Here is a 16,478-nt window from a genome sequence, read left to right as displayed (position 1 = left end):
CCAACAGCCCGCCGCTACAGGCGACCGCGGCTCCACCTTCGCGGAGGGATCCTGCGAACGGCGCCGGCGCTGGCGCCTGCCCTCCCTACCCGCACATCTTCTGGCCCGCCGCTGACCGCGGGCACCGCACACACGCACACGAAAGAAGCCTTTGCCATGTCTACTGCTGCTCTGCTCACCGGAACCCCGCTGGCCGGCCGCGTGGCCGTCGTCTCGGGCGCCTCCAGCGGCATCGGCGCCGCCACCGCCCTGCGCCTGGCCGAACTCGGCGCGAGCGTGGCCGTGCTGGCCCGGCGCAAGGACAAGCTCGACGACCTGACCGCCGCCATCAGCGCCGCCGGCGGCACCGCGATCGCCATCGCCGTCGACGTCACCAGCCGGGAAGCCGTCGCGAACGCGGCCGCGCAGGTCGCCCACCGGCTCGGCACCGCCGACCTGGTGGTCAACAACGCCGGCGTCCAGCTCATCTCGCCGATCACCGACCTGCGCCAGGATGACTGGCAGCGCCAGATCGACCTGAACATCACCGGCGTCATGAACGTCATCGGCGCCTTCCTGCCGCACCTTACCGCCGCCGCCGAGGCCGGCCGGTCCGCGGACCTGATCACCACCTCCTCGATCGCGGCCACCCGGATCCTGGAGAAGTTCTCCGTCTACTCCGGCACCAAGGCGTACATCAGCCACCTCACCCGGCTGCTGCGCGTCGAACTCGGCCCCAAGAACATCCGGGTGGCCACCATCGAGCCCGGCATGGTCGACACCGAGTTGCCCAGCCACGTCACCGACCCCGACGCCAGCGCCCTCATGGAGGGGCTGCTCACCGAGATCGACCCGCTGCAGTCGGCGGACGTGGCCGAGACGGTGGCGTTCATCGCCGCCTCGCCCCGCCACGTGAACCTCACCGAGATCACCATCCTGCCCACCGCGCAGGCCGTCTGACCTGGCCTCCTGCCCGGCTCCCTGCGAGGAGCCGGGCCGGCCTCTCCCCAAGGAGCCCAAGGAGCACGTCATGAATCGCGCCGACTTGATCCCGTATCCGCTGGAGCAGGTGCACCGGCTCATCGAACCCGGGCCCGTCCTGCTCGTGTCCACCTTCGACGGCCGGCGGGCCAACCTGATGACCAACGGCTTCAACATGCCCGTCTCGCACGAGCCGCCGCTCATCGGCCTCATCGTCGGCCCGTGGGACCACAGTTACACCGCCCTGCGCGAGAGCGGGCAGTGCGTGCTGGCAATCCCGTCCATCGACCTGGCCGAGCAGGTGGTCGACGTCGGCAACACCTCCGGCCGCGACGCCGACAAGTGGAGCCGCTTCGGCTTCACTCCCGTGCCCGCCGCCACCGTGGACGCGCCACTGGTGGCCGAGTGCTTCGCCAACCTCGAATGCACGGTCGCCGACGACCGGCTCGCCGACGACCACCACCTGTGGATCCTGCGCGCCGAGCGGGCCTGGATCGATCCGGGCCGGCGCGGCGCGGGCGAGTTCCACCACCGCGGCGACGGCACCTTCTCCGCCAACGCCGCCACCGTGGACCTGCGCCACCGCATGACCAAGTGGCAGTACCTCACCCACGACTGACCCTTCCCACCTCGAAGGAAGCCCCATGAACGCCACCCTGGACCAGCTGCGCAGCGCCGTCCCCGGCCGCCGCATCCTGCTCACCGGAGCCGCCATCGTCACCATGGACCCGGAGCTGGGCGTCCTGCCCCGCGCCGACCTGCTCATCGAAGGCGACCGGATCGCCGCCGTCGGCGTGGACCTGCAGGCCGGCGACGCGCTGGTCATCGACGTCACCGGCGCCGTCCTGGCCCCCGGTTTCGTCGACACCCACCGCCACGCCTGGGAGGCGCAGCTGCGCCGCATCATGCCGGACGTCAACGACCTCGGTGAGTACGTCACTTCCACCCTGGCCGGCATCGCCCCCGCCTACCAGCCGCAGGACATGTACATCGGCACTCGCCTGGCCGCGCTGACCGCCATCGACAGCGGCATCACCACCATGCTCGACTTCTCCCACAACTCCCGCACCGCCGCCCACTCTGACGCCGCCATCCGCGCGCTGGCCGACACCGGCATCCGCGGCGTGCACGCCTCAATGCGCCCCCACTTCGGCGACTGGGACGGCCAGTGGCCCGCCGACCTGACCCGCCTGCACGACACCTACTTCGCCGTCGGCGGGCTGCTCACCCTGCGCCTGGCCGCCCTGGCCACCGACGAGGTCGCCGGCCCCGACCTCGCCTACGGCGAACACCTCGCCCGCACCGCCCGCGACCTCGGCATCGGCGTCAGCATCGACGCCGTCTTCGGCCAGTCCTCCTCCGAGGCCATCCTCGGCTGGGCCAAGCAGGGCCTGCTCAGCCCGGACATCTCCCTCATCCACTGCACCGGCCTGACCCCGCAAGCCTGGCAGGCGATGGCCGACACCGGCGCCAACGTCGCGCTCGCCCCCACCTCCGACGCCCAGATCGGCCTGGAGAGCGCGATCCCGGCCATCGACGAGGCGCTCGCGGTCGGCATCCGGCCGGGGTTGAGCATCGACGTCGAAGTCGCGCTCGCCAGCGACATGTTCACGCAGATGCGCGCCCTGCACGCCATCCAGCGCATGCGCGCCGTCAACGCCGCCTATGGCACCGGCGACCAGCCCGCCCGGATCGGCGTGGCCGACGTGCTCGACTTCGCCACCCTGCAGGGCGCCGCCAGCATCGGCCTGGGCGGCGTCACCGGCTCCCTCACCCCGGGCAAGCAGGCCGACGTGCTCGTCGTACGCGCCGACGACCTCAATAACATGCCGCTCAACGACCCCATCGGCACCCTCGTCCTCGGCTCCGACGCCCGCAACATCGACGCCGTCTTCATCGCCGGTCAGGTCCGCAAGTGGGCCGGCGCCGTCCTCGACGTCGACCTGGCCGCGCTGCGCGAGGACGTGCGCGCCTCCCGCGACCGCGTCCTGCGCGCCTCCGGCTCCGCCGACCGGCCCTGACCCGGCCGCACCGTCGCCGGCGCGATCAGCGGGATCGGCCTGGGCTGCCCAGCCGGCCCGCACGCGCCGGCAACCGCCCTCCCCCGTCACCGGCCCCGGCCGCTCGCCTCGGCCGGCCCGCCATGCCCATCACCTCTCACTGGCAAGGAGCCCGTCCGTGTTCAGAAACACCCTGCACCTCCTCGGACTGTTCACTACGCTGCTCGCCTGCGCCGCCGCGAGCGACGGCCGCTCGAAATCCGCCCCTCACCCGTACGTCGGCATGTGGGTCACCGCCGACGGCCGGATCCGCCAGGAACTCCTCGCCACCGGCCGCTACGAAGAGGAACGCGACGGCCGCAAGCTTGCCTACACCGGCCGCTACACCGTCACCGGCACCCACCTCGACTACCACGACGACCTGGGCTTCACCGCCACCGGCGACGTGCGAGACGGCGTGCTCTACCACGAGCACCTGGTGCTCTACCGCGAAACCTGACCGCGCCCGACCCGTACCGCGAAGCCGAACGCTGGGCCATGGGCAGCCGGATCCGGGACGTCGCCGTGGCCGGCGACGGCAGCGTCTGGTACGTGGAGGACGCCATTCCCGGCCGCCTCGTCCGTCTTATGCCCTTCCAGTAGCAACCCTTGAGGAAACCCCGCCGATGAGCCACCGAAGCATCGAGATCGTGGTCGTCGTGGTGACGGCCGTGCTGGCCCTGACCTGGATCGCCAGGAGATTGCGGCTCAGCGAGCCCATGCTGCTGCTGGCCGGCGGGGCCCTGATCGGGCTGCTGCCCCACTTCGGCGACATCCCGCTGCCGCCGGAGGTCGTGCTGTTCCTGTTCCTGCCGGCCCTGCTGTACTACGAGTCCTTGACGACCTCGCTGCGCGAGATCCGGGCCAATTTGCGCTCCATCACCCTGCAGGCCACCGGCCTGGTCGTGCTCACCACCGCGGCGGTGGCGGTTCTGGCCCACGCCGCCGGTCTGTCCTGGCCCCTGGCGTTCGTGCTGGGCGCGGTGCTCGGCCCCACCGACGCGGTGGCCGTGGCGGCGGTGGCCCGCGGTCTGCCCCGCCGTACGGTCACCATGCTGCGCGCCGAATCCCTGATCAACGACGCCACCGCGCTGGTGCTGCTCGCGGTCGCGCTCGAAGCGGCCGTGGAAGGTGTGCCGTTCTCCTGGAGCGGCACCACGCTGCGCGTCATCGTCTCCTACGCTGGCGGCATCGCCGCCGGGCTCGCCGTCGCCGGGGTCATCGTTGTCATCCGCCGCCGCTGGCGCGACCCCATGCTCAACAGCGGCCTGAGCGTCCTGACCCCCTACGCCGCCTTCCTTCCCGCCGAACTCCTACACGCCTCCGGCGTCCTGGCGGTCGTCACCTGCGGCCTGGCCCTCAGCCAGGCCGGCCCCCGGCTCATCCCGCCGGCCGCCCGGCTGCAGGCCGTCTCCTTCTGGGAGGTCACCACGTTCCTCATCAACGGAGCGCTGTTCGTCCTGGTCGGCATGCAGCTCCCGGCCGCGGTGCGCGGCCTGTCGTCCTTCGCGCTGCCGCACGCGCTCCTGCTCGCCCTGGCGGTGAGCGCCGTGGTCATCGGCGTGCGGCTGCTGTGGTTCTACACCGTCCCCTACCTGGTACGGCTCCTCGACCGGCGGCCCAGCCAGCGCGAACGACGCATCGCGGCCCGGCACCGGCTGCCGCTCGCCTGGGCCGGCATGCGCGGCGCCATCTCCCTGGCCGCAGCCCTGTCGGTGCCCGCCCTCACCGCGCAAGGACTACCCGTTCAAGACCGCGACGCCATCGTGTTCATCACCACCATCGTCATCCTGACCAGCCTGGTCCTGCTCGGACCGCCGCTGCCCGCCCTCATCCGCTGGGCCCGCCTGCCCGCCGACCCCACCCAGGCCCGGGAGGAGCGCCTGGCCGTCCGCGAGATCACCCGCGCGGCCCTGACCGCCCTTCCCGAGCAGGCCGCCCGCCTCGGCACACCCGCCCACATCGCCGACGCGCTCGCCCGCGAGCTCGCCGGTCCCGGACGCCACGGCCAGGCGGAAGCGGCGGAGCACGCCCGGCAGCTGAAGCTCGCCCTGCTCCAGGTCCAGCGCGCCACCCTGATCCAGCTCCGCGATCGCCGCCACATCGACGACATCGTCCTACGTCGCTTGCAATCCCGGCTGGACGCCGAACAACTCCGGGTCGACGCAGGGCCGCACGGGTCGTGAGCACGTTCGTCACCCCGGCCGTCAGGAAGACACCCGCCACCATCGTGCCCGCCAGCGGCCAGAAAACGGCCACCGTCGCGACTCCGGTGATGCTGCTGGTGACGGTCAGCGCGGCCGTAAGCGCCCCGGCGGCAGCCAGCAGACCCAGCAGCCCGGCCGCGGCCACCGCCCAACTCTCCATCAGCGACGTCCGGCAGCCGCTCCTGCGTAAGCCTCCCCAAGCCTTCCAGAACCATCAGTCCCAGGCCCTCCCGCCGGCGCTTCCATTCCTGCAACACCTGCGGCGGATAGAGATCTCGTCTGCGCCCGTCGATCCTTCGGTGGTGTGGGCGGCATCAGGATGATGTTGGGGAAGTCATCCAGCTCTTCCGGGCCCAGGTCGTCATGCTCCCAAGGACCGCCGGGATTAGCTGCGTAGATGTGGGCTTTCTCTACGTTGAGTTCGGAATGCCATCGATCATCTTCACGATTGGCTGATCGCACGGAGGGTCAGGCCAGTAGCACGTACCCTGCGCCAGCACGTAGAGGGCGGCGACTGTGCTGTCGGAGTAGCTGCGCTGCCGTCCCAAGGTGCTTGAGTCGTTTCCTGAGGGCTCTGTGACGTTCCTTCTGACGGTAGACGCGCGCGTCGAGGGAGCCAGTGTCGCCGCAGACACATCCCAGGCGCTGCGACCCATCAACCAAGATCGCTAGAGAACGATCAACCGTAGAGCGCCGGTGTCACCCGCGGACAGCCGGACGCAAAGCGAGAGGCCCGTCACCGCGTTTGCGCTGGTGACGGGCCTCTTCCCGCTGGTGTGGCAGGTGCAAGGTTCGAACTTGCGTAGGCTGAGCCGACGGTTTTACAGACCCGTCACAATCAGGCCCTGATCTGGCCCTTCTCCCCTAACTATCCCCACTTGGCCGCGCATTGGCCGCGGTCACGCTTCGAGGGACCTGCACACGATTACCACGCGGGTTCGTTGTCGTTGGAGCCTCACGGGTTCGTTGTCGTTGGAGCCTTTAGTGTCTTCGGCGAGGACGCGTGCAAGCACGACCCATAGAAGACGCGGAGAAGGCGTTGGTTGATGCGGGTAGTCGTACCGATCAAGCAGTTTGCCGGTGCTGTAGGTGGTGCGGTAGGACATCCGTCAGGGTGGGATCAAAGAGCATCCGTAGGTCCCACCGTTGAGCTGGTGGCTTGGCTGGTGCAGCCCGGGCCACGGCAATGCGAAATGCAGGGTGTAGTCCCAGTCACTATGAAGGCGTGCCGGATCAGGGCAGGGCCGCCAGCTCGTCTCGCGCACTGGTCAGCTCCGACGTCCCCCTCACTCGACTGGTGATCCTGCCCCCTACCGGCGGCGCGCGACGGCGCGGGGAGGCTAGCGTACCCAATGCTTTAGTCGGAGACTATTTGGAGCCGACGTCTCACGTCAGGTGGAAGAATCTGGAGGATCGCTCCGGTGAGAATGCCTTCATTACGGCAGAAAAGTGTGTCAGACCCTGGCTCGCTCAACATACCGCCGGCGTGGTGCACGGCCACCACGTCCCACCGATCGTCGAGCACCGGTGCGCCCGACGATCCGCCGAGAGTGGAGGTAAGGTACTGGACGACGCGGTGGTTGGCGTACTGGACAAAGTTGTTCTGCAGCGAGATCTGCTTGGGCATGCCCGCGGGGTGCTGAATGATGTTGAGTCGCTGGCCCAAGACGGTTGTCCTGAGGCTCAAGCGCAGCGTACCCCAGCGGTCGCCAACCGGTTCCGCAAGCTGGATGAGGCTGACGTCGAGGTTCTTGTCGGTGAGGAACAAGCCATCGGGCGCAACCCGATACTCCTCAATCCGATTCTGCGTGCCGTTCGCGTTCAGCTGGTAGTTGAACCGGAACACCGCTCTGGCTGCTTGTCCGCGATCGGTTACGACGTGGTGGTTGGTCAGCACCAGATCGGAGGCGACCAGGAAGGCTGTGCCCGTCCACGCGCCGACATCGACGAAGGCGACCGGCCTAGCCGCCTCCAAGCCCTTCTCCAGGAAGAACAGGTGGCGGAGGGTATTTTCGCCGATGATTTTCTCTTCGGTCTTGGCGAGGTTGATCGGGCCCGACCCGGGCGCGGCGATGTCCGCCGTCCGGCCGGGAATCATGAGTCCATGTTGCTGGAGGACGCGGTCGAGGAGCGCATACCCCTGGCGCATCGTAGCTCCCATCTCGCTGACAGCCTTGAGGAGTCGTCCGAGAGCCTTGGGCTGCAATATCCCTTGTCTATAAGCCTCCAGCATTTGGACGAGTTCCCCGAGGGCGACCAATTCCGAGCCTTCGAAGTCGACCTGAGGCAGAGCGGCCTGGAGATCGCCCAATTCTTCAGCATAGTCGGCCATGATCATGGCATAGAGCCGGATTTTGCCTGCAGGTTTGACGCGTACGCGGTTAGGCATGCCCTTGTCCACCTCCGACGGCTCGCGACTCTCGCGATGTAGTCCTTTGTTGCATCAGCCAGCCCCCCACGGCGATGTCCGCCAGGACCTCGGACGAGGTAATGTCGCAGGCCAGGCCCTATATTCCGGGGATTTCGAGGAGGTTGCCCGGAAGAACATCCGCTGGTGTTCTAATAGGGACGTGACACAAGCGCCCACAGAAGCGGAACGGGCATTCCGGCGCGCCCTCTGCGCTCTACATGAGCAGTTGGGATCACCGAGCTACGAGTCGATAGTTAAGCGAGCGAAGCCAGGGAAACTGAGCATCTCAACGATCAGCGACTGGCTGCGTGGCAAGACCGTGCCGAGCGATAGAGCCAGCCTGCTGGCGATGGTGTCCGCCCTGCTGCAGGGCCCCGAGGAGGTAACCGAAGGCACGGCAGAGTTTCGCACCTTGCACCAGCTCTATCGTGCCGCACGGGATGAACGCGACAGTAGACGAGGCCGATCGAGTAAGCGCACTGGGGCACCGACAGCACCAGACGGCGCGCCGGAGGCATCTGGGTCGAACAAACGACAACTTCCGGCGTATTTGGCTACTGCGAGGGAAGTGGACGAGCGCACACCGGCGCTGGCCAACCGACGCGTCGAGCTTAACGAACTTCGCCGGTTCGCCACGTCCGGTGAAAGATTCCGTTGGCTTGTCGGTATCCCCTGGGCGGGTAAGACGGCGCTGATGGCGAAATTCTTCTGGGCACCCCCAGCTGAGGTCGACATCATCGGCTATTTCCTGCAGAGCCGCGCCGCCGACGCCGACGCCTTGCATTTCATGTCTGCGGCGGTCGCTCAACTGGCCTGGCTACTTGATGAAGATGCTCCAGCGGTCCCGGATCGGCACGTGCTCGCCGACCTGTGGCAACGTGCCAGTACGCGCGCTGAGCTATTGGATCGGCACCTACTGCTCATGGTGGACGGACTAGACGAGGACCTCCGACCGCGAGGTCAGCCGAGTATCGCCGCTGTACTTCCCACCCATATGGGGGAGCGGACGCATGTGCTCATCGCCAGTCGATTCAATCCACCGCTGCCTGACGACGTTGATGCTGATCATCCCCTTCGAATGACGCACCCCACCGTCCTTGAGCAGGCACCCGAGGCGCGGAACATCGAGCAGGCGGCGCAGCATGAGCTCAACCGGCTGTTGACGTCGGCTCAGCAACCCATTGACCAACCAATGATGGCGCAGCAGATTCTGGGAGTCCTTACGGCTGCACAAGGGGCACTGAGCGTAGACGATCTGGCAGATCTCACCCATCGGCCCGTATTCGACATCGAAAGATTTGTGCAGCGGCATTCGGGGCGCGTGCTCGAGCCGGTAGGCAGCCCACCACGTTATCAGTTCGCGCACCAAACCCTCCTCGAACGCAGCCGCCGCCACTTCTTCACCGATCGTCGGCTGCCCCCTTATCAGGATGCTCTGGCAAGTTGGGCACAACAGTGGGCAGACGAAGGGTGGCCTCACGACAGCCCCGAATACCTGCTCCGCGACTACCCGGGCATCCTGGCTCAGCAGGACAGCGAAGCGAGCAGTCTCGTCAACCAGCCAGGCTGGTTGGAGATAGCGATCCGTCGGCTAGGCATCGACGAAGTCCTACGCGCCGTAGCCAGCTTTCCCGGCGGAGGGTCGAGCATCGCCCAGACCAGACGGCTACTGGGCATTGCAGCTCCTTACCTACGACCGCCGTACCTAATCGATCAACACGAATATATTGCCCGGCAGCTCTGTCTGGCTGCGGTCTGCAGCGACTCGGCATCAGACACGGTCCGCCAGTGGCATCAGCGAATTTTCGCTCGCCCGGGACCGCAGTTGGCGGCCACGGCAGCCAACCGCATCACCAGATCGACACTCCTGCGCATTCTCGGGCGACACAACTCGGGAATCGATGCATTGGCAATCAGCATCGACGGGCGTTGGGTGGCATCCAGCGACGCTTTTGAGGGGGTACTGAAGGTATTCGACCTTGAGGGCCAGGGGCCCCCTAGGGAGTTGGGTGAGGTGGGCACGGTAGATATGTTGGCGTTCGCCCCCAATGGAAGTTCGCTATTTTCCTTTTCCGCCGATGGGACCATTGAGCGCTGGGATACACAAGAGTCAATCATACGATGCGAGCTAGGCCGCGGCTCGAGCGGGGCCGCGATTAGCCCGGATCGCCGATGGATGATCACCGGCACTCGAGACGGCCTGTATCGAGTATGGGATTTGACGGGCCAACAGCCGCCGCGGAACGTCGGGCAGCATCGAGCCGGAGATCAGCGACCTTCCATCCGGGGTGGAGGTCCAGTAGCGCTGGCTTTCACCCCGGACGCTCGATCGGCGGTATCCGGCGGTGGCGACGGCACCGTTTGGGTACGAGATCTCACCGATGCCCAGAAATCGCGGCTAGTAGGCCGCCACAACAATTGGATCACCACGGTGGCGGTCAGCCCAAACGGACGCTGGATAGCCACGGGCGGCAGAGACCGGGCGGTCAAAATCTGGGATCTGACCGGCGAGCAGCCGGAGCTGCAGCTGACGGGACACAGGACAACCGTCACCGAAGTGGCCTTCACCCCGGATGGAAGGTCGCTGATCTCCGGAGACCACGACGGCAACATATTGGTTCACGATACGGCTGAGTCATGGTCGACGATGCATGAGCTCGGCCACCATCCGAAAGGAGTCAGCGCGATGGTCGTCACTCCGGATGGGACAGGGGTCATCACTGGCGGTGGCGACGGTACTCTACGAGAATGGGACCTCTCATTCGGGCCTGGGAAGGCAGAAGTCCACCAAGTCAAGGCCGCACCCACCACCAGAATTGGCCCTCGCGACGCGCTTGCCTTTAGTCCGGACCTGCGATCGCTCGCATCTGGCAACCTCGATCGGGAGGTACGTGTCACGACGGTCGGATCTGAACAGCCTGAGCAGGAGCTAGGTCGCCACACCAACCCGGTATGGGCTGTGGCGTTCAGCCCCGACGGACAGCAGGTCGCCTCGGGAGGTGCTGATGGCGCCATTTGGTTGGGGGATGCCACTGGCCGCGAGTCGCCACGCGAACTCGGTACTCACAGCGGTGGCGTATCGGCGCTCGCATACAGCCCGGACGGGCGTTTCCTTGTCTCCGCCGGGAGGAGTTGTGTCCTGTTGTGGAACCTACTTGGCCAACATCAGCCACGATACCTCTGTGACAGCACAGAGTGGGTTGAAGCAGTTACGTTCAGCTCAGACTGTGAATGGGTAATAGGCGGCGACACCGGCCTCGTGTTTGCTTGGAACATCATGCGCGAAGGCGATCAGCGAGTATTTGATATACCCGACAGCTTTGGGCTGCCGCGCGCAGTGGCTGCTGCCCCTAACGGCCGCTGGGTCGTGGCAGGCGGATGCGAAGATGACGACAGGAAAGTATATATCTTTGACTTCGCCGCGCGAAGGTTGACGTGTGAAATTTGCCTGGACTCCGAAGTGTTGGCCTTAAGCGTCAGCCCGGGCAGCCAGTGGGTCATCGCAGGAACCGATAACGGCGTATACCTGATCGATGTGTATACGGGCGAACAGCACCTGCAGGCCTGGGTAGAAGGGATCGCCGCACTAGCGGTCCGCTGTGACAGATCAACACCTGTTGAGGTGTTGCTCGCCACCGCCTCAGCTTCGCTTGGAGTAGTTACCTGGAAACTTAGCCTACCTCCGACTGCGGCCTCGCCATCCTCGTGACGTTATGCCGTCGCCTCTACCAGCCGGAGGGCATCAGGTCCTCCCCACGCACGGGCGAGGGGACTGGGGCAAGGGCCGCGTGATCGTGCCCGAGGGCGTTCAGTCCACTCCCACGGCATGGGGACCGGTATTCGAGATTCTTGCCGACGTGGTAGTTCAGCACATCGCCCCCCGCGAGGGTGATCCGGTGGCGCGCCTGGCCATCAGGCCACCCCTGCCGTCCTTCCCACGCACGTTGGGTGCGCGGGTCTGCAAAGCTCTTTCAAGCGCTAATCGCGGTGATGTCCCGCCCTAATCGCAGCCGACGTTCCGCGTAATCCGCACAATGGAGGCGTCGACGCGTCCACGCAGGTCACACAGCTCGGCTGCGTCAGCCGCACAATGATTCCAGCTGCTCAGTAGATTGCCGCAGTATTCCGCAGAACCGCCGCTCGCTGGAGTCACTTGCCGTGCAGCTCATCCTCGATGACCAGCTCCACCTGATCCCCACGCAGGACCTTGCGGTGCTTCCGTGGCCCCGGTACGACCTCAAGCACGGGCACGCCCTCCGGCATCCCGCCGAACTCCCGCAGCTCCGCGGACGTGGCCAGCTCTCGCCGCTCGTCCGGTGTCGGCATGCGCGTGATCACTCGCGCTCCAGCCGGCACAGGGTACGGCTCGCGGGTCGGCTCAACGGCCACCATCGATCCCCGCTTGCGCACCGTGGTGATCCGTCCTTCGGCGCGGAGGTGGGCCAGGGCTTCGCGTACGGTGTCGCGGCCCACCTCGTACATCTGTGAGAGCTGAGACTCCGAGGGCAACCACGTTCCCGGCCGGTACCGGCCGACCGTGATGTCGTCGCGGATCGCAGCCGCGACCTGCCGGTAGACCGGCACCCCAGAGCTGTAGTCGATCACGGCACACAAGTGTCACAGGGCCATATTGCCATGAGCCTTGTGGCCATGAGGCCCTAGAGTTAACGTGGGCAAACACCTCTCAGTGGAGATTTTCAAGAAACCAATTATCCAAAATTAGGACGGAGTACGCAATCTCTCATGACTACAGCTCGCGAGGCTCTGTCTGACCCTGATCTCCGTGGCGCGTTCAGGGGGTTCTACGTCTGGCACTACCCCGACGGCACCTGGCACGCCAGGCCACTCCCCAAGCTGACCAGCGAAGAGATCGCCTATCGGATCCTGCCGGAGCTGGTCGCCGACTCCCCCATCCAGCTCGCCTACAAGTGCACGTGGCAGCGAAGCCGCCGCAAGGTCTACCGCTACCTGCAGAGGTACGCCAAGAGGAGCGCGACCCTTGAGTCAGCCTCCTGAGCCGCCCCCTGTGCTGTGGGAGCCGTACCAGCGCCCGCCCCGGGACCGCATCCGAATCACCGAGACCTCGTGCTGCGGGGCATACGAATGGGCCGCTCAGGGCGGGCACTTCCTCATCCTGCGCCCCGCCCAGGAGCTGGGCCGCTACGAGGAGACAGCCAGAGGCCTGTACCGACGGGCACGCGAGGTCTGGGCGGAACTCCTGATCTTCCACAACCTGCAACACCGGCACGAGGAAGCGGTTCGCGCCGCCGCCAGACGCGAACGCCGTCTTCGTGGACGTCGCGGTGAGGAAGCCGCATGACACGCACTCGCCCAAGCACGTGACACCCCCGCTTCACCCCTCCTGAGCAATCTGCGAGTTTGTGCGGCATAACGCGGATCTTCACCGACGCGTACGTGAGCCACACACCGCCCCGGCCTGTACGCACTACCGCGAGTTCTGCGAATTGCGCGGCCGTACAGGCAAGATCGCAGCTCATCGCCGCACGGCAACAACCTGGTGCCGCCTCGCGTCCGGCACCCTCATGACGGGAAAGGAATAGAGGGACGTGAGGCCAGTAAGCCCCGCCGGCCACGCGTGCCCGCCCTACCCTAGAGACACTGTGCCTCGGCGAGGGAGCGCGATGAGCAAGGCGACGGATGCCCCTACCTACGTTCGGATAGCCCAGGACATCCGCAGCAGCATCCTCCAGGGCGATCCCCCCGCCGGCGCCATGCTGCCCTCCGAGGCCACGCTTGCCCGCACATACGGCGTCGCGCGAGGAACGGTCCGCCAGGCGGTGGCCGAGCTGGAGCGCTCCGGGCTGGTGGCCAGCGAGGCCGGCCGCGGTCGTCGCGTGATAGGCAGCGACCCGGCAACGGCCACCCGCGCGGCGGCCACGCAGTACGAGACGATCGCCGAGACGCTTCGCAAGCGCATCGACAGCGGCAATCTCGTCGCCGGCCAGCAGCTGCCCGGTGAGACCGCCATCGCCGAGGAGTTCGGGGTGTCGAAGGGCACGGCTCGTCAGGCGCTTCAACTCCTGGCCGGCGAACGGCTCATCGCGGCCATCCACGGCAAGGGCTGGTTCGTCGGCGGTCCCGAGCACGCGCGGACCCGCGCCGACGTGGTCGCCGCCGAGTTCCGGAAGGACATCGCCACAGGCAAGCTCGCGGTGGGGTCCGTCCTGCCCGGAGAGAACACACTCGCCCAAGAGCGCGGCGTCGGCCGCATCACGATCCGGCGCGCCTTCGCGCTCCTGGAGGCGGAAGGAGTCGTCGAGAAGAGGCCCGGCCTGGGCCGCGTCGTCAAAGCACGATCCAAAGGTGACACGTGACCGTATCTCAGACGCCCTCGATCCCCTTCACCTCCGTTGAGGCGCTGGCGACCTTGCAGGAGACCTGCGAAGCAGCAGGACTTGCCGATCAAGACGCCCGCCTGATCCGCCTCGGTGAGAACGCCTTGTTCGTACTTCCTGCCGAACAAGTGGTCGTGAGGATCGCGCGCAGTATTGAGGTGCTGAATGACGTACGCAAGGAAGTAGCAGTCTCAGCTTGGCTGAACGAGTCCGGGATACCGGCAGCGAGAACGACGGCTCATGAACAACCGCTCATCGTTAGAGGCCGGCCGGTAACGCTCTGGCACCTCATTTCCGACAGCGGTTCGTCGGCGACCATCGATGACCTGGCCAGCGTCCTCCGCGAACTCCACCGACTGGCCGTCCCCGCCGATCTCCGACTGCCCGCAATGAACATCCTGAGCCGCGTCTCGGAACGCATCAACGCGGCGTCCGTCCTCACGAACGAGGATCGGGACTTCCTGTTGACGCGGCGGCGCGAGCTGCAAAGCGCCTACGACGCGCTGGCTTTCCCCCTCACACCATGCGCGGTTCATGGTGACGCGCACAACGAAAATCTCATCAGAACCGTCGACGGAACCGTCCTTCTCATCGACTTCGAGCGCTTCGCGTTCGGCCCGCCGGAAACGGACCTCGCCGTCACCGCCATCGAGCACACCGTCGGATGGGGAACGCGAGCCGAATATGACCAGTTCGCCGAGCGGTACGGATTCGACGTTCTGGCGTGGGACGGTTACCCAGTTCTCAGAGATATCAATGAACTGAAGATGACGACCTGGCTCATGCAGAACGTCGATGAAGACGCAGCCATAGCGCAGGAGTTCCGCAATCGCATGGACTCCCTACGGAATCCCGACGCGCCCCGGCTCTGGCGCGCTTTCTAATCGCTCTCCAGCGAATACTTCCGAGCAACAACGGTATTGAACTCTGCTACGCGACCATCGCCCGCGTAAGCGTTCAGGTCTGCTTGCAGGTCTCGGATGTACCGGAGATAGCGCTCCGACTTGAGCGGCCCGGCGAGGTCGATGGCCTCCAATGCGACAGCCGCAGCCTGGGAAGGTTCGCCCATGTGCACGTAGCTCGCCGCCTGGACCAGCCGGTCGAAGGCCAGGGTTCGCACGTACATTGGATCGCAGAGCCCGACCGCCTGGCCGACGAATTCCATCGCCTGCGACGGCCTCTGCAGATCGCGGTAACAATGCGCGCCTTCGCTCGCCAGCTCGGCGGCGTCGAAGTAGCCGACCCACGACGGATCATCGTCCACGTTGCGCTTCGCGAACCACTTCTCAGCCTCAAGCAGGGCACGCGCACAGGAGGTTTCATCGCCATTCCCAGCGTGGGCACGGGCCTCCATGGCAAAGAACAAGGCCATGGGCGTCGCGGTGGACGCGCCACGGCAGCCCTCCTGCGCCGCACGCGCGAGTTGGATGGCCTGATCATATCTGCCCAGGTAGTTGGCCTGGTGACTCATGTCGGCCAGGATCAGGCCACCCAGCATACGATCTCCGGACACCTGAGCGAGACGCAGCCCTTGCAGGAAATAGCGCTGTGCGAGCCCATGCCGGCCGAGGTCGTACGCCGTCCAGGCGACCAGTTCCGTGATTTCGGCCGCCGCCGCGTACAACGCTCGTCCTACCGACTCTTCGAACTTCCCATCGAGCATGGGAACGACTTCACGGTTGTAATACTGGACCAGCGCAGAACGCGCATGGCCGCCGCCGAACTGAAAACCCATGTTCGCGAACAGCTCGGTGGTGGCGCGAATGGTTTGGACATCCCAGATACCAACGGATGACCGCGCATGCTCTCTCATCGATAGCGGCTCCGGACGCGACAGCAGCCATGCGATGAGAGATTCGTTCCACGCATCCGGAACGACCACCGACTGAAGCGCCACAGGATCGTCGGCGAGGTCCCGGCGCGTGAGGCCCAGCAGTCGGCTTCCCACATCGGATATGCCGCCGCCATGTGCAAGACTGCGTTCCAGTGTCTCCGGCGTCACAACGCTCGCGAAACCGATGTCATCCAGCGTGAAGGTCGTTCCCGCCTTCTTGCTGAGCGCGTCGGCAATGAACCTCGCAGTGGCCGGCCGCGGCTTCACCCCGTCAAGCCAGCGTTTGACGTCCACATGTGTACAACTCAGCGTTACGCCATCTTCTTGTGCAATCTGTCGCACTCGTGAAGCCAGCCCCGAATTAGAACAATCAGCACGCCGCATCGCGTCTGCAAGCCCCACATTGGGCATTCGGGACATCTTCACCTCCACATGTGCACGCCTCGGCAATCATGACGCGAACACGGCCTCATAGGCCCGCGTTCCCGAGAAATTCCGGCTCGCGTTTCTCCTGGTCAGGGCTTGAATCACCCCCATAAAGCACCCCCTGTGCATTCAGTCCCGATCATGAGCACGGTGACCCCTTTTCATCCCCAGGCGGCTTGGGCAACGCGGTGATTTTGCAGGACGGCGATGGCCTTGCAGAGGTGGCCGGCCTTGCTCGGGCTGCAG

14 protein-coding genes are annotated in these 16,478 nt (G+C 66.0%); 11 read left to right on the top strand and 3 right to left on the bottom strand.

Features of this window, described 5'->3' with window-relative positions; all coding sequences use genetic code 11:
* Positions 1–156: 156 nt before the first annotated feature.
* The 6 genes from AB0B64_RS57360 (at position 157) to AB0B64_RS57335 (ending at position 5,529) form a co-directional block, all read left to right on the top strand.
* Complete coding sequence (locus AB0B64_RS57360) at positions 157–939, top strand: SDR family oxidoreductase (RefSeq protein WP_358204408.1); 783 nt, start codon at positions 157–159, stop codon at positions 937–939.
* Between the two features lie 70 nt (positions 940–1,009).
* The gene (locus AB0B64_RS57355) at positions 1,010–1,579 is read left to right on the top strand and encodes a flavin reductase family protein (protein ID WP_358204401.1); all 570 of its coding nucleotides are present in this window, start codon (positions 1,010–1,012) and stop codon (positions 1,577–1,579) included.
* Between the two features lie 25 nt (positions 1,580–1,604).
* On the top strand, positions 1,605–2,981 hold the full coding sequence (locus tag AB0B64_RS57350) for an amidohydrolase family protein (protein ID WP_358204395.1): 1,377 nt from the start codon (positions 1,605–1,607) through the stop codon (positions 2,979–2,981).
* 157 nt (positions 2,982–3,138) lie between these two features.
* Positions 3,139–3,459 (top strand): Atu4866 domain-containing protein, encoded by a 321-nt coding sequence (locus AB0B64_RS57345; protein ID WP_358204391.1) that lies wholly within the window; start codon positions 3,139–3,141, stop codon positions 3,457–3,459.
* A 166-nt stretch (positions 3,460–3,625) separates the two neighbouring features.
* Positions 3,626–5,185, top strand: a complete 1,560-nt coding sequence (locus AB0B64_RS57340) for a Na+/H+ antiporter (protein WP_358204385.1) — start codon at positions 3,626–3,628, stop codon at positions 5,183–5,185.
* The gene (locus AB0B64_RS57335) at positions 5,182–5,529 is read left to right on the top strand and encodes a hypothetical protein (RefSeq protein WP_358204379.1); all 348 of its coding nucleotides are present in this window, start codon (positions 5,182–5,184) and stop codon (positions 5,527–5,529) included. Before AB0B64_RS57340 ends, AB0B64_RS57335 begins: the two co-directional genes overlap by 4 nt.
* Positions 5,530–6,563: 1,034 nt before the next feature.
* On the opposite strand, the gene AB0B64_RS57330 is transcribed toward AB0B64_RS57335, so the two are convergent.
* Positions 6,564–7,607, bottom strand: coding sequence for a serine protease (locus AB0B64_RS57330; RefSeq protein WP_358204370.1), 1,044 nt, complete (start codon positions 7,605–7,607; stop codon positions 6,564–6,566).
* A gap of 577 nt (positions 7,608–8,184) precedes the next feature.
* Between AB0B64_RS57330 and AB0B64_RS57325 the strand changes: the two genes are divergently transcribed.
* Positions 8,185–11,325, top strand: coding sequence for a WD40 repeat domain-containing protein (locus AB0B64_RS57325; protein ID WP_358204365.1), 3,141 nt, complete (start codon positions 8,185–8,187; stop codon positions 11,323–11,325).
* A 440-nt stretch (positions 11,326–11,765) separates the two neighbouring features.
* On the opposite strand, the gene AB0B64_RS57320 is transcribed toward AB0B64_RS57325, so the two are convergent.
* Complete coding sequence (locus tag AB0B64_RS57320; protein WP_358204361.1) at positions 11,766–12,221, bottom strand: winged helix-turn-helix domain-containing protein; 456 nt, start codon at positions 12,219–12,221, stop codon at positions 11,766–11,768.
* 138 nt (positions 12,222–12,359) lie between these two features.
* Here AB0B64_RS57320 and AB0B64_RS57315 point away from each other — a divergent pair, with 138 nt between their 5' ends.
* From AB0B64_RS57315 to AB0B64_RS57300, 4 genes are all read left to right on the top strand, one after another.
* Positions 12,360–12,632 (top strand): hypothetical protein, encoded by a 273-nt coding sequence (locus tag AB0B64_RS57315; RefSeq protein WP_358204358.1) that lies wholly within the window; start codon positions 12,360–12,362, stop codon positions 12,630–12,632.
* Positions 12,616–12,936: a hypothetical protein gene (locus tag AB0B64_RS57310; RefSeq protein WP_358204354.1), complete on the top strand. Its 321-nt coding sequence runs from the start codon at positions 12,616–12,618 to the stop codon at positions 12,934–12,936. The genes AB0B64_RS57315 and AB0B64_RS57310 overlap by 17 nt, the downstream gene beginning before the upstream one ends.
* Before the next feature lie 322 nt (positions 12,937–13,258).
* Entirely contained in the window at positions 13,259–13,951 is a 693-nt protein-coding gene (locus AB0B64_RS57305; RefSeq protein WP_358204351.1) for a GntR family transcriptional regulator, read from the top strand.
* Positions 13,948–14,856, top strand: coding sequence for an aminoglycoside phosphotransferase family protein (locus AB0B64_RS57300; protein WP_358204347.1), 909 nt, complete (start codon positions 13,948–13,950; stop codon positions 14,854–14,856). The genes AB0B64_RS57305 and AB0B64_RS57300 overlap by 4 nt, the downstream gene beginning before the upstream one ends.
* Here the strand turns inward: AB0B64_RS57300 and AB0B64_RS57295 are convergent.
* Positions 14,853–16,100, bottom strand: coding sequence for a hypothetical protein (locus AB0B64_RS57295; protein WP_358204341.1), 1,248 nt, complete (start codon positions 16,098–16,100; stop codon positions 14,853–14,855). The two genes, AB0B64_RS57300 and AB0B64_RS57295, sit on opposite strands and share 4 nt — an antisense overlap.
* Positions 16,101–16,478: the final 378 nt, after the last annotated feature.

Origin of the sequence: Nonomuraea sp. NPDC049129 (assembly GCF_040648495.1) — a bacterium.
Classification (GTDB): Bacteria; Actinomycetota; Actinomycetes; order Streptosporangiales; family Streptosporangiaceae; genus Nonomuraea.
Note: the sequence above shows the minus strand (reverse complement) of the source record. Positions and strands in the feature narration are given on the sequence as shown.